The 13,618-nt window shown below is 41.3% G+C and carries 12 protein-coding genes and 1 tRNA gene; 6 read left to right on the forward strand and 7 right to left on the reverse strand.

Translation table 11 applies throughout. From position 1 onward, the window contains the following. Positions 1-801: 801 nt before the first annotated feature. Genes NI469_RS10600 through sdhC form a run of 4 tightly spaced genes read right to left on the reverse strand, consistent with a single transcriptional unit; the run spans position 802 to position 4,201 of the window. On the reverse strand, positions 802-1,512 hold the full coding sequence (locus tag NI469_RS10600; protein WP_004279433.1) for a succinate dehydrogenase iron-sulfur subunit: 711 nt from the start codon (positions 1,510-1,512) through the stop codon (positions 802-804). A gap of 14 nt (positions 1,513-1,526) precedes the next feature. Continuing rightward, entirely contained in the window at positions 1,527-3,425 is a 1,899-nt protein-coding gene (locus NI469_RS10605) for an FAD-binding protein (protein ID WP_004279432.1), read from the reverse strand. Between the two features lie 12 nt (positions 3,426-3,437). Then, a complete protein-coding gene (sdhD, locus tag NI469_RS10610; protein ID WP_004279431.1) occupies positions 3,438-3,803 on the reverse strand; it encodes a succinate dehydrogenase, hydrophobic membrane anchor protein in 366 nt (121 codons plus the stop codon). Beyond that, on the reverse strand, positions 3,803-4,201 hold the full coding sequence (gene sdhC, locus NI469_RS10615) for a succinate dehydrogenase, cytochrome b556 subunit (RefSeq protein ID WP_004279430.1): 399 nt from the start codon (positions 4,199-4,201) through the stop codon (positions 3,803-3,805). Before sdhC ends, sdhD begins: the two co-directional genes overlap by 1 nt. A 1,005-nt stretch (positions 4,202-5,206) precedes the next feature. On the opposite strand from sdhC, the gene gltA reads away from it, so the two are divergent. The 3 genes from gltA to NI469_RS10630 all read left to right on the forward strand — a co-directional run bounded on the left by gltA (position 5,207) and on the right by NI469_RS10630 (position 9,140). Further along, the gene (gltA, locus tag NI469_RS10620) at positions 5,207-6,481 is read left to right on the forward strand and encodes a citrate synthase (protein WP_004279429.1); all 1,275 of its coding nucleotides are present in this window, start codon (positions 5,207-5,209) and stop codon (positions 6,479-6,481) included. 156 nt (positions 6,482-6,637) lie between these two features. Further along, positions 6,638-7,141: a hypothetical protein gene (locus NI469_RS10625; RefSeq protein WP_005107522.1), complete on the forward strand. Its 504-nt coding sequence runs from the start codon at positions 6,638-6,640 to the stop codon at positions 7,139-7,141. Positions 7,142-7,514: 373 nt separating this feature from the next. Then, on the forward strand, positions 7,515-9,140 hold the full coding sequence (locus tag NI469_RS10630; RefSeq protein ID WP_005262357.1) for an NAD+ synthase: 1,626 nt from the start codon (positions 7,515-7,517) through the stop codon (positions 9,138-9,140). A 221-nt stretch (positions 9,141-9,361) separates the two neighbouring features. Here NI469_RS10630 and NI469_RS10635 read toward each other — a convergent pair. After that, positions 9,362-9,438 (reverse strand) — tRNA-Met (locus tag NI469_RS10635). Between the two features lie 175 nt (positions 9,439-9,613). On the opposite strand from NI469_RS10635, the gene NI469_RS10640 reads away from it, so the two are divergent. Together NI469_RS10640 and NI469_RS10645 are read left to right on the forward strand one after the other, a co-directional pair. Then, a complete protein-coding gene (locus NI469_RS10640) occupies positions 9,614-10,018 on the forward strand; it encodes a hypothetical protein (RefSeq protein WP_004279426.1) in 405 nt (134 codons plus the stop codon). A gap of 240 nt (positions 10,019-10,258) precedes the next feature. Then, complete coding sequence (locus NI469_RS10645) at positions 10,259-10,699, forward strand: universal stress protein (RefSeq protein ID WP_004279425.1); 441 nt, start codon at positions 10,259-10,261, stop codon at positions 10,697-10,699. 40 nt (positions 10,700-10,739) lie between these two features. Here NI469_RS10645 and NI469_RS10650 read toward each other — a convergent pair whose 3' ends face one another. Then, positions 10,740-11,081: an MGMT family protein gene (locus tag NI469_RS10650; RefSeq protein WP_004279424.1), complete on the reverse strand. Its 342-nt coding sequence runs from the start codon at positions 11,079-11,081 to the stop codon at positions 10,740-10,742. A gap of 159 nt (positions 11,082-11,240) precedes the next feature. Next, complete coding sequence (locus NI469_RS10655; RefSeq protein WP_004279423.1) at positions 11,241-12,740, reverse strand: cation:proton antiporter; 1,500 nt, start codon at positions 12,738-12,740, stop codon at positions 11,241-11,243. Positions 12,741-12,956: 216 nt separating this feature from the next. Between NI469_RS10655 and NI469_RS10660 the strand changes: the two genes are divergently transcribed. Then, the gene (locus NI469_RS10660) at positions 12,957-13,511 is read left to right on the forward strand and encodes a hypothetical protein (protein ID WP_005246964.1); all 555 of its coding nucleotides are present in this window, start codon (positions 12,957-12,959) and stop codon (positions 13,509-13,511) included. Positions 13,512-13,618: the final 107 nt, after the last annotated feature.

Consider the following 13,618-nt stretch of genomic DNA (forward strand, 5'->3'; position numbering starts at 1 on the left):
GCAAAAACATTTTCAGGATGCTTTTTAAGCAAAACCCAGGATTATTAGCATCAAATTGGTAATATGATACTAGTCCCCCATAAGGCATAAGCCATGAGGCGTTATCACCACACCAAGAAAATCTTGATATGTTTAATGAACAATAACGCCCCTCAGCGGCATCATCACTCATTGAATACCCGATCGAAACCGGGCAATTTTTTGCAAATCGACTTAGAAAAAACCAAGCATTAACAAAGATTTTTTCTAAAGCGACTCGGGTCTACCTTTATATACCAGTCCCTGATTATGCAGTGTTTAAAAAATGTACCTGACGTGGCATTTTTTAAACATAGTCATGGGCTAAATGCTAACATGATCTCAACTTTTCAATTGATTTTTTTGACACATACCTCCCATAAATTGGCTAAATACAGTTCAGATATTTTACTCTAATATATGGTGCTTTATCTCAAAAATAGATTCAATGTAGACTTAAGTCCTAAGCATTTCCGATAAATAAAAAGAGAGCAAACCTTTCAATCCACTCCCTCCTTAAATTTCCGTTATATAATAACATCGTTCTTGCTATTTTTCAGGTCAGTTTTACATCTAAAAATCATAAATACCCAAAATAATCACATGTTCTTCTTATATGGCGCTCAAAGCCCTTACCCTTTTCCTGACTGTTTCACTCAACTTTATACATTTTAAGTATAATATCTTTATTTTTATCTTATGATTTTCTAATTTTTCCAATAGTTTGCATAAAAAAAGCACACCTGAAGGTGTGCTTTTTTCTAAACCGCAAAGAGCAGCCTATTAGCCTGCCATATCTAAAAGCATATTACGGATATGACCGATTGCTTTAGTTGGATTCAAGCCTTTAGGACATACAGATACACAGTTCATGATGCCTTTACAACGGAACAATGAGAACGGGTCGTCTAGACGAGCCAAACGCTCTTGCGTTCCAGTATCACGCGAGTCAATGATGAAGCGGTAAGCGTTCAACAATGCTGAAGGGCCCAAGAACTTGTCCGGGTTCCACCAGAATGACGGGCATGAAGTTGAACAGCATGCACAAAGAATACACTCATACAGACCATCAAGATGCTCACGCTCTTCAGGAGACTGTAAACGTTCCTTAGGAGGCGCAGGCTGGTTGTTGATCAAGAATGGATGGATCTTGTTGTACTGATCATAGAACTGGTTCATGTCAACCACTAGGTCTTTCACTACAGGAAGACCAGGCAATGGACGAACAGTAATTTCATTTGGTAAGTCGTTCAGGTTCCAAAGACACGCCAAACCGTTTTTACCATTGATGTTTACGCCATCAGAACCACAAATACCTTCACGACATGAACGACGGAACGTTAAAGTTTCGTCCTGTACTTTCAATGCAAGAAGTGCATCAAGCAACATACGGTGCTTGTCAGTCAGTTCAAGTTTGAAAGTTTGCATGTACGGTGCTTTATCCTTGTCAGGATCGTAGCGGTAGATATGAAATGTACGAGTACCTCTACTCATCTGAATTCTCCTGATTAGAATGTACGTGGTTTAGGTGGAATCGCGTCAACCGACAATGGACGGTAACGAACTGGCTTGTACTCTAGACGGTTATCCGCAGAGAACCATAAAGTGTGCTTCATCCACTCATCATCACGACGACCATATGGGTATTCAGCATGGTCTGGAGACTCTTCAAAGTCTACAACCGTATGTGCACCACGGCATTCTTTACGAGCAGCAGCTGAAATAAGCGTTGCTTTCGCAACTTCATACAAGTTTTCAACTTCAAGTGCTTCAATACGTGCAGTGTTGAATACTTTAGATTTGTCTTTCAAGTGAATATTGCGTACGCGCGGTTCAATTGCAAGAATCTGCTTCACACCTTCGTCTAGAAGCGCAGATGTACGGAATACACCAGCGTGGTCTTGAACGATGTCACGGATTGCATCAGCAACGTCTTGAGCATTCTCACCTGTAGTCGATTCGTCAAGTTTACGAATACGTTCAACAGTTTCTTGAAGCACAGTTGTTGGAAGTGGCTCATATTCACCATCGTGCTGTTTAGTAACATATTCAATGATATGTTGACCAGCGGCCTTACCAAATACAACCAAGTCAAGCAATGAGTTCGTACCTAGACGGTTTGCACCGTGTACAGATACACATGAACATTCACCGATTGCATAGAAGCCTTTTACTGGCTTAGCAAAGTCACGACCTTCAGCATTGGTAGAGTAAACGTCGGTGTCTTTGTTGTAGTTAGCAACAAGCGCTTCAGTTTCAGGAGACTCAGGAACAACCACCTGACCATGAATATTCGTTGGAATACCACCCATTTGGTAATGGATTGTTGGTACTACAGGAATTGGCTCTTTAGTGATGTCAACGTTCGCGAATTTCTTGCCAATCTCGAATACAGATGGAAGACGTTTCATGATCGTATCCGCACCTAGGTGCGTCATATCAAGCAGGATGTAATCGCCTTTAGGACCACAACCACGACCTTCTTTGATCTCTTGATCCATAGAACGTGATACGAAGTCACGTGGCGCCAAGTCTTTCAAAGTTGGTGCATAACGTTCCATGAACGGTTCGCCGTCTTTGTTACGAAGGATTGCACCTTCACCACGACAACCTTCAGTTAACAATACGCCTGCGCCCGCAACACCCGTTGGGTGGAATTGCCAGAATTCCATATCTTGTAATGGAATACCTGCACGAGCTGCCATACCAAGACCGTCACCAGTGTTGATATAAGCATTTGTAGATGCACGGTAAACACGACCAGCACCACCAGTAGCAAACAAAGTCGCTTTTGCTTGGAATACCGCAATTTTACCAGTTTCCTGATCAATTGCTGTAACACCTAAAACGTCGCCTTTTTCGTTACGGATCAGGTCAAGCGCAATCCATTCAACGAAGAACTGAGTACCCATTTTCACGTTGCTTTGATAAAGCGTGTGAAGAAGTGCGTGACCGGTACGGTCGGCAGCAGCACATGCACGTGGCACAGCTTTTTCACCGTAGTTTGCTGAGTGACCACCGAATGGACGTTGGTAAATTGTACCGTCAGCATTACGGTCAAATGGCATACCCAGGTGTTCAAGTTCATAAACCACTTGAGGCGCTTCACGAGTCATGAACTCGATTGCGTCTTGGTCACCTAACCAGTCCGAACCTTTAACTGTGTCGTAGAAGTGGTAGTGCCAGTTATCTTCTTGCATGTTACCAAGAGATGCACCAATACCACCCTGCGCTGCAACAGTGTGCGAACGAGTTGGGAATACTTTAGTCAGAACCGCAACTTTCAAACCAGCTTGAGCAAGTTGGTAAGACGCACGCATACCTGAACCACCACCACCAACGATGACAGCATCGAAAGTTTCGTGCGGAATATTTGTGTAATCTTCTTTAGGGTTTATAGCGCCCATGATTGTTTCCTATCAATTCGCCCAAAAAATCTGGATCGCCCAGATTGCATATGCAAGTACAGCAATGATCACTGCTGAAGTCAGTACAAGGCGTAAACCTGAAGCTGAAGGACCCATTTGACGAGTAGTCACATAATCCGTGAATACCTGCCACATCCCGATCCATGCGTGTGCAACAAGAGATAAGACCGCCAATAAAGACATAATCTTCATTGGAACTGTCATCATAAAGCCGTACCACTGTTCAAAGTTGAAACCACCATTCAGTAGAATCCAACCCAGTACAACAACGGTATAAACAGCTAGAACTACAGCACTGACACGTTGGAGAAACCAATCGCGAGAACCTGAACCTGTTAAACCAGTAGCGCTTTTCATTAGAGTACGATCCATACAAATGCTGCAACAATACCGATTGCAGACAAGATTAATGCGATAGTAGATGCAACACGGCCACTTTCTAGTTCTTCAGCAACGCCAATGTCAGCAAGTAAATGCTTAACACCCGCAATAAAGTGAAAAATCATGCCGGCGACAAATACCCATACAATAAAGCGAACAATGAAACCGTTAAAGATTTCTTGAACTTGCGCAAAACCTTCAGGCGAAGACAATGACTTGTCTAAAATCCATAGAAGGACCGGTACGAGTAAGAATACGATAACACCTGAAAGACGGTGTAGAATTGATGCAATAGCCACGGGGGATTTTAAGTTTACTTCTAAAACTTGACCCATGGACAAATTGACAGGTCTGTTGCTTTTCACAGCGGGCATCCTGTAAGTAAAAACTCCATCCGGAGTTTGTTGGAATTAATTCGAAGGAAAGCTGGCATTCTCAGGCAAATACATGCCTAAAATCAAAACGACACTGAATTATAAAACGTGAACTATTAAAATACAAACGGCTGAATTTGGCTTTTTGGATAAAAAACCATTAAATAAGACTCATTAACAACAATAAGTCAGACTTTATATATTATTCCACCCTTTCAATTCCTATCTATATGATTGTTTTTAAATAATTAAGATGATTAATTTACTCGGTTTTCAGCCTACAGGATCATGTTTGAGTTTTAGACTAAAGATGCACAGTTCCATCACAAATATTATTTAAATCTCTTTTTAATTCAGATTTAAATCAAGTGTCTAGATTTAACAGACCAATTGCCCCAATTCATCAGCAGCGCAGTGATTCAGATAACCTGATGTTAAATAGCGACTTAGTACACCACATGATGGGTTTTTCAATCGATTTGAAGCATTTAGATTCAAAAAATCATTCATTTATTTTTATATTGCTTACCTTTGCTGCAAAACTGGCCATTTATTAAGCTACTTTTTAATCAATTGAACCATATTCAAAATTCAATTAATTGCTTTTATTTATAATTCTACCTGTTAAATTCAGCTTGGCAAAAACGATGTAAGTTATGAGATTTATATAGTTTTAAGCATGCTCACCTTAATCTTTCACTATTTTCGCCCGCATTTCTTGCTAGGAAAAAACGCTTACAAATGCCCCAAGCAGTCTATTTTTTTCTGCACCTCTGCATCAATTTGACTTATTATAGAGGTTTGATGCTGTGATTTTACTGAACTTTTTATACTGAGCGAATGTGACTAAACTGCTGTGCGGCCGTCATTTTTCATCCATAAGTATAATTGACAAAATTTCAGTACTCACTAATCTTATAGCAAATTTTTGATCCGTCCGTTTTGTGCATTAAAAGATTGATAGACAAAGCGGATATACATTCACCAGGACAGGAGATCTATTGAATGTCTGAAGCAACTGGCAAGAAAGCCGTTTTACAGCTTGATGGCAAAGAAATTGAACTACCAATTTACAGCGGCACATTGGGCCCAGATGTAATCGACGTTAAAGATGTGTTGGCTGCAGGTCACTTTACTTTTGATCCTGGTTTTATGGCGACAGCTGCGTGCGAGTCTAAAATCACGTTCATCGATGGTAACAAAGGTGTACTCTTACACCGCGGCTACCCAATCGATCAATTGGCGACTAAAGCTGATTACCTGGAAACTTGCTATTTATTGTTAAATGGCGAACTTCCAACTGCTGAGCAAAAAGAAGAATTTGACGCTAAAGTACGTAACCACACGATGGTTCACGATCAAGTTAGCCGTTTCTACAATGGTTTCCGTCGTGATGCGCATCCTATGGCGATCATGGTAGGTGTGGTTGGTGCGTTGTCTGCGTTCTATCACAACAACCTTGACATCGAAGATGTGAACCACCGTGAAATCACTGCGATTCGTTTAATCGCGAAGATTCCTACGCTGGCGGCTTGGAGCTACAAGTACACCATCGGCCAACCATTCGTTTACCCACGTAACGACCTTGGTTATGCAGAAAACTTCCTGCACATGATGTTTGCTACGCCTGCAGATCGTGATTACAAAGTTGATCCGATCCTTGCAAAAGCAATGGACCGTATCTTCACGCTTCATGCTGACCACGAACAAAATGCGTCTACGTCTACCGTACGTTTAGCTGGTTCTACTGGTGCGAATCCATATGCATGTATCGCTGCTGGTATCTCTGCACTTTGGGGTCCTGCTCATGGCGGCGCGAACGAAGCTGTTCTTAAGATGCTTGACGAAATCGGCACTGTAGAAAACGTTGCTGGCTTCATGGAAAAAGTGAAAACTAAAGAAGTTAAACTGATGGGCTTCGGTCACCGAGTTTACAAAAACTTCGATCCACGTGCGAAAGTAATGAAAGAAACTTGCGACGAAGTTCTTGGTGCACTTGGCATCAATGATCCACAGCTTGCATTGGCTATGGAACTTGAACGTATCGCGCTTTCTGACGAATACTTCATCAAGCGTAACCTATACCCTAACGTAGACTTCTACTCAGGTATCATCCTTAAAGCGATTGGTATCCCGACAGAAATGTTTACTGTGATCTTCGCGCTTGCACGTACTGTTGGCTGGATCAGCCACTGGTTAGAAATGCACAGCGGTCCTTACAAGATCGGTCGTCCTCGTCAGCTTTATACTGGCGAAGTTCAACGCGATATCGTTCGTTAATTCGAACCGCGTCGAAAGACTCAAGAAAACCACCCACCCGGGTGGTTTTTTTAGCACTGACAAAAGCCTACAAAAAATTGACCTGAAACGTTTTAAAATGAATATATCAAAATCATATTCACGGATTAAGTCACCTAAAAACAGGACGTATATTGAATGCTGTTGTATTTTCTGCCCTTTATTTTGAGATTGGTTCATTTTGAACAGTTTAAGTGCCGCAGTTTAACGTCTGGTGAAATCAAAATTTCCCAACAAGTATTTGGCAACCTGATCGATTATTCTCGCGTTAAAATCATGAATCACCCCTACCTGCCTTGGCAATCCAAACATGTCATTATGGCGCCCAGTGGCTACATCCATGTACGCAATTTAAATTATCGGGAAGATTATTCGCGCGAGAGTTTATCTTATCAGGCACTATTTATTCATGAGATGGCGCATATTTATCAACACCAATGTCAGATCAATGTGCTTTTAAAAGGGGCATTTTTACAAAGTGCTTATTTTCTCAGCTTGGGAAAATATAATCCGTACAAATATCAATTTAATCCCAACAAATCATTTTCAACCTACAATATTGAACAACAAGGCGATATTGCCCGGGATATTTTTCTAAAAAAAATTCCGAATATTATTTTAAATCCAAAAATAAACAGATGATATTTAATCAGTTTAATTCCAAACAATATAGCTAAGGCATATTTTAAAAGCCAAAATTTAGATTTCAGTCTTTAAATCTACATAAGCCTAGATGCATAAAAAATCAGCATATTTTCTAATTTTATATAATAACTTTTTTCACTCAATGCCTGTTCTGCTAAATCAACTCTAGCTTATCGATAAAATTTCGATAAAATAGGCCGGTATGATTATTTTGCATCGCACATTAAGATTCAATGATCATGCGATAAAAAGTTTTTTTATTTAAGCCATTTGGCATTTTATGAATATCGAAGTGCACTCAACTGAATAATTAGAACTATAAAAATCAGTAATTTAGTGTATCAACCTATAGGAATAGGATTTACTTGGAATGAAAAGTTTTAAAATTGCGATTGCTCAATTCTCTCCACATGTGGGCAATCTGGATGCAAATACGCAAAAAATGATTGATCTGGCCAATCAGGCTAAAAAAGATAAAGCGGATCTGATTATCTTTCCTGAACTTTCAACGCTGGGCTACCCTGCAGAAGACTTATTAATTCGCCCGAGCCTGGTGAAACGCACCAAAGCGGCTTTTGAAAAACTGACTGAAGTAAAAGATATTGTCATGGTCTTTGGTTTTGTTAATCAAACTGAAGATGGTCAGCGTTATAACTCGGCTGCTGTCATGAAAGATGGCGAAGTACTGGGTGTTTATAACAAGCAAGTGTTGCCAAACTATGGCGTATTTGATGAAAAGCGTTATTTTGGCGAAGGTCATCAGCATCTGGTTTTTGAGTATCTTGGACATAAATTTGGCGTACTGATCTGTGAAGATGTCTGGTCTTTAGCCACTGTTCAGCAACTGGCAAAATTGAATATCGACACAGCTTTGGTACTGAATGCATCGCCATATGAAGTGGGTAAACCACAACATCGCATTGAAACCATGGCGGCCTTGGTCAAACAGCTAAATATCAATCTGGTGTACTGTAACCAGGTCGGTGGCCAGGATGATCTGATCTTTGACGGCACCAGCTTTGTGCTCAACAAATCTGGCGAGGTGGCTTTACAGGCACCAACTTTCCAGGAAAATCTGGCAATTGCAGAGTTTAATGCTGAACAGCTGCAATTCAGCAAAGGCGCAATTGCACCTGCTTTAGACACCATGGCTGAGATTTATCAAAGCCTGGTCATGGCCACACGTGATTATGTACAACGCTCTGGCTTCCCAGGTGTGATTCTGGGCCTGTCTGGCGGGATTGACTCTGCCCTGACCTTGGCGATTGCTGTAGATGCGCTTGGTGCAGATAAAGTTCAAGCCGTGATGATGCCGTATACTTATACTGCACAAATCAGTGTCGAAGATGCAGCGGCTCAAGCCAAAAATATGGGCGTGACTTTCGGTATTGCCGAAATCAATCCAGTAGTAAGCGGCTTTATGCAGGTGCTGTTCCCATTCTTTGGTAATGCTCCAGTCGATGCCACCGAGGAAAACCTGCAAGCACGTTCACGTGGCACCTTATTGATGGCCTTATCTAATAAATTCGGTAATCTGGTGCTGGCAACCGGTAATAAATCTGAACTAGCTGTTGGTTATTGCACCCTGTATGGCGACATGGTTGGTGGTTATGCGGTTCTGAAAGATGTGTATAAAACCATTGTGTTTGAACTGGCGAAATATCGTAACAGCATTTCAGAAACTCCGGTGATTCCGGAACGTGTAATTACCCGTCCGCCTTCAGCAGAACTGCGTCCAGATCAGGTCGATCAAGACTCTTTGCCGGCCTATGACATTCTGGATGCGATCTTGTACTCTTATATTGAAGAAGACATGAGCCAAGACGATATCATTACCAAAGGCTTTGATGCTGAAGTCGTGAAGAAAGTGATTCGTCTGGTTGATATCAATGAGTACAAGCGCCGCCAAGGTGCCATTGGGCCACGTATCAGTTCACGTTCTTATGGCCGTGAGCGTCGTTATCCAATCGTCAATGGCTGGAAAGCAGGTAGCTAAATTCTGTTTTCAGTGATGTAAATCAGAATCGTCCAAGTGAATGCTTGGGCGATTTTTTTTTATGCGGCAGTAAAATGAAGAATAGCCCCAACATTAAGAAGGAAAAATGATGTTTTGCTGAAACTGCAAAAATTAGTGGATGCTTCAAATATTTTTTATGGTTTTCAGTACTTTTTAAAAGACAAAAAAAGAGACCAAGCTGAGAGCTTGGTCTTTTAAAATGGTGGCTATGACGAGACTTGAACTTGTGACCCCCGCATTATGAGTGCGGTGCTCTAACCAACTGAGCTACATAGCCGTAAACTGTGTGCGCATTATCGTAATTTCAGCCTCTATCGTCAAGCATTTTAAAACACAAATGTTCAGTCTTTATGCAAATACAGAATAAACTTTTAAAGTTTAAACAAAAAAGCTTTTTTTAGTATGTAATTCACGCATTCCTAGCACCCTTTAATTCTTCGAGGATTCACCAAATGTATAAAATCAAAATACTTATTTTACTCATTAGCCTTTCAAGCCTGAGTGCCTGCCAGATCATCTCGCCTATTTTCGTAGATTATAATGGTGTCAGACGTGATGTGGCACAGTGGATTAATCAGCAACAACTGATGAGCATGCAGCAAAAACGGTCCTTGGCACAACTCAGCAGAGCACAGCAGAAAATCGAGCGCTATCCGGAATATGATCAGACCCAACGACTGGCGGTAACCCGGGAAAATCAGATTGCATTACATTGTGTGCGTTTACATGTGACAGAACATAAAATCCAGCAGCTACAGCAAAAAATTTATGCAGGTGAAACTCAAACAATTTTAAATCGCTATGAACAGCTGTCACCGCAAATAAAATTAGACCCGACCTCTATTCGATGTGATTAATCACTGTCTTAGGCTATCACATTAATTACATATAAATTATTAACTTAGGCTAAATAAATCACCCAGTTCAATAGCTCTAAACAGGTGCTTGATTCTTTAATCTATTAGACATTATACCTATGTATTTACTTGGTTTTATTTTTATACAATACAGGCTATGATCAAAGTATAAACAACTATTCGTACCCGGTTTAACGCGTCATAATTTTATAACTCTAAATTCCCCTTAGGAGAATTCTAATGCCTTTTGAACATATTTTAGTACCTGTTGACGGTTCAGAAACATCGTATGCTGCAGTGGATAAAGCTGTAGAAATTGCCAAAGCATTTAACAGTAAAGTCACAGTGGTTCAGGTGCTGGCGCTGGACCCTTATATCGCTGCGGAATATATCTCTGCGGCACAAACCAATGACCTGATTGAACGTGCCCGCACTTCCATCCTAAAAACGCTGGATGAAGCCAAAGCAAAATTCTCTGGTGCCGGTGTTGAAGTGGATACACAGCTCCTTGAGGGTCAGGTAATTTATAGCGAGATTGTCAAAGCAGCTAAAGATTTAAATTCTGACCTGATCGTGATTGGTTCTCATGGCCGTACTGGCTTCAAAAAACTGTTCCTTGGCAGCGTAGCGCAAAGCATTCTCGGCCAAGCGGATATTCCAGTAATGGTGATTCGCAACTAAATCATCTTTAAAATCCCCACTTTTCACCAAGTGGGGATTTTTATATCTCTACTCGACCATCCCATTGATAGCGTTTTAAATCCACTCGATCACCTCTAAAACAAATTCCTTCCTGCATGAGTTTTTGCTGCTGAATATTCTGGCCATGTTCGTCCAGTTGCTTCAGACTGATTTTCGCTTGGGCATTGATCACCCGATACCAGGGAATATTAGTGTCCGATTCTAGATGACTTAATACTCGCCCGACCAATCGCGCATGTTTGGGTAAACCTGCCAGTCTGGCAATCTGTCCGTAGGTGGCGACTTTGGCATATGGAATCTGATTGACCACAACCAAAATCATTTCTGTCATTTCCTGATTGGCTGAACTTGTCTGGGTCATTTTCATCTCATTAATAGCTCATTTAAATAAAAGATCACACCTCAACCTATCCACAAAAAGCTAGATGAAAATAATCAAGCCTGATGAAATACGCTAACCCAAGCGATCTCAGCTCACTAACAACAAATCCATAGCATATTGAGATTCTAAGTTTTAACTTTAGAAATTATCCGGATTTTCTAAGCGTTTTACTTCCTGAACCTTATCTGGATGATGCACCGTGGCGACGCCATCTGCATCTTTCTGATCAATCAGAATCTCTGGCTGAAAGATAGTGATGGTCTCATTTCCTTTGGCATCTTCCCCGACAATATAGCGAAAGCCCTTACGGTTCAACTTGTGGCACATACGTTGATACCAGCCTTTAAAGCCCTGCGTTTCTTCATTGGGATTATAATAAAATGCATTCATCACCGCAGGCAGACCCAAGCCACATACCACACCGGATAATAGCACCACAATAAAGGTATAGCCCACCAGAATACTGCTATAGGCTTCCAGCTGAGGAATATTGGCGACCGCCAGAATTAAGGCCAAAGAAATCCCGCCACGTACTCCGCCCCAAGACAGGATGGTCAAACTACCGTTATAGCTTTTCTTGCTGACTTTTGGGAACATGGCAAAGGCCAGATAGTTGGCTGCAAAACGAGCCAAATGCAGAATCACAAAGGCCACCATCCCGCCCAGAACCAGACTGGTGCTCAAGTCGAGAATAAACAATTCCAGACCGATTAGGGTAAACAGGAATGAATTGATAATTCCCTCAACCGTATGCCAGAAATGATTAACGTCACCAATTTCGGCATCTGCCAGAATTTCTTTCCATTTATTGCCAACAATCAAGCCACCAATCACACAGGCAATTGGCGCGGAAGCATGTGCCAGCAAAGCCACCAGATAGGAACCACAAGCCAGCAAGGCCGTGGTCAGAATCAGAGATTCCATTTCATGTTTGCCGCGCAAAATCCGCAAGATCGCAAAACCGAATCCGAGACCAATCAGCACCGCCACGACAATTTCATAAAGCAAGGTTTGCAGCACTGCCAGTACCGTAAAGTTTTCACCTTGCAGGACATTGAGCAAGGTCATAAATAAGGCAATACACATTGCATCATTAAACAGTGATTCGCCTTCAAGCTTGACGATCAAATGATGCGGTGCGCGAACCGAACTCAATACACCTTTGATGCCGATCGGATCTGTGGCGCCCAAGGCCGCCCCAAGTAACAGCAAAACCAGCAAGTCAACATGCTTACCAATCAGGAACTGATAACCATATAACACCACGCCAAAGAACACGGCACAGAATACTAAAGCCAGACCGGCCAGAATACTGATCGGCCGCCAGTGGTTACGCAAATCTGAGACCTTAAACTTCAGCGCAGATGAAGTCAGGATAAAACAGATCACACCATTGATCAGAAAATCATAGAAATCGACGTGACGAACAGCCTGCTCGATATTGTCAATATTGATGCTAAAGAATGGATTACCATGCAGTAAACTGGCGCCCCACTGCAAAATGAAAACAAAGATTGCAGAGACAATAGGGACACCGATCGCTTGCGGAAAGCCTAAAACGCGCTTATTAAACATGGTCGTGGCAATAGACAGAGCAAAGACCACCGTGAGTAGCTGAAGAAAAAAGAAATTTCCCATTCGGTTTCCTAAAATCGGGCGATATGGAGCACTATGCGCCGAGAGGCGTTGTTAAAATAGAGATTTGAATAGCAAGGTATTCTGGCAAAACAAGTTTAGTCCGCTTTTTTATCGAATTGAGTTAAGTTTCTTTTCAGTATTTTCGAATGATGATTTAACATACAGATCAGCACTCGGCTTTTGCTTTCCCATCATTCTATTTTGAATTTTTCTCCCATGCATCAAACTGTCAAAACCATTTTTCGTCTCTGTTTTGCCAGCGTGATTTTTCTGATCACGTTGTCCTTATGTTTTACCTGCTTTGCTAAAATTCAGGAAATTCTGCAAGCAGAACAGCATTATCAGCAAGCCACCAGCATTCCCTTAAAAAGTACAGCCGGCGAACAGTATGTATTGGTGTCCAATAACCAGCGACCAGACAATGCAATTTTTATTCTGATTGCAGGAAATGGTTATGTGGCCAAAATCAACTGTGAACATTACAGCGCTTTATGTAGCGATGAAGACAATCAATCGCATACCCGTCAAATCCAGACTGTTGACTTAATCAAAGCGGGAAATCTGTTCTATATTGAAAAAATCCAGTTCAGAGATAGCCGAACCGGCAAAGCAACTGCTTTAGAATATAACAAACAAGAAATTCAGCAGTTTTATCAAAATGACATTAGCAACCTCAAATATACAGTCTTTGCAATTGCACTGTTTGCTTTGGCTGCATTATTTGTCAGTATCAAGATATTAAGAAACTTCCGGCGTTTTCTGCATAAATAAAAAAAGGAGCATCTGCCATTGCTGTCCCACAATTTTTCACAAGAGGAAGCTCATTTGAGCTTCCTCTTGTTTTATGGGTATTTTATCGGGTGAAAATAAAGCTTTTA

It is taken from the genome of Acinetobacter lwoffii (assembly GCF_024129735.1).
Classification (GTDB): domain Bacteria; phylum Pseudomonadota; class Gammaproteobacteria; order Pseudomonadales; family Moraxellaceae; genus Acinetobacter; species Acinetobacter lwoffii_H.

Excerpts from the sequence above, each read along its gene's own strand:
- gltA (WP_004279429.1), top strand. The coding sequence starts at position 5,207 with ATGTCTGAAGCAACTGGCAAGAAAGCCGTTTTACAGCTTGATGGCAAA.
- NI469_RS10600 (WP_004279433.1), bottom strand. The coding sequence starts at position 1,512 with ATGAGTAGAGGTACTCGTACATTTCATATCTACCGCTACGATCCTGAC.
- NI469_RS10605 (WP_004279432.1), bottom strand. The coding sequence starts at position 3,425 with ATGGGCGCTATAAACCCTAAAGAAGATTACACAAATATTCCGCACGAA.
- NI469_RS10630 (WP_005262357.1), top strand. The coding sequence starts at position 7,515 with ATGAAAAGTTTTAAAATTGCGATTGCTCAATTCTCTCCACATGTGGGC.
- NI469_RS10650 (WP_004279424.1), bottom strand. The coding sequence starts at position 11,081 with ATGACCCAGACAAGTTCAGCCAATCAGGAAATGACAGAAATGATTTTG.
- NI469_RS10645 (WP_004279425.1), top strand. The coding sequence starts at position 10,259 with ATGCCTTTTGAACATATTTTAGTACCTGTTGACGGTTCAGAAACATCG.
- NI469_RS10625 (WP_005107522.1), top strand. The coding sequence starts at position 6,638 with ATGCTGTTGTATTTTCTGCCCTTTATTTTGAGATTGGTTCATTTTGAA.
- NI469_RS10640 (WP_004279426.1), top strand. The coding sequence starts at position 9,614 with ATGTATAAAATCAAAATACTTATTTTACTCATTAGCCTTTCAAGCCTG.
- sdhC (WP_004279430.1), bottom strand. The coding sequence starts at position 4,201 with ATGCCCGCTGTGAAAAGCAACAGACCTGTCAATTTGTCCATGGGTCAA.
- sdhD (WP_004279431.1), bottom strand. The coding sequence starts at position 3,803 with ATGAAAAGCGCTACTGGTTTAACAGGTTCAGGTTCTCGCGATTGGTTT.
- NI469_RS10655 (WP_004279423.1), bottom strand. The coding sequence starts at position 12,740 with ATGGGAAATTTCTTTTTTCTTCAGCTACTCACGGTGGTCTTTGCTCTG.
- NI469_RS10660 (WP_005246964.1), top strand. The coding sequence starts at position 12,957 with ATGCATCAAACTGTCAAAACCATTTTTCGTCTCTGTTTTGCCAGCGTG.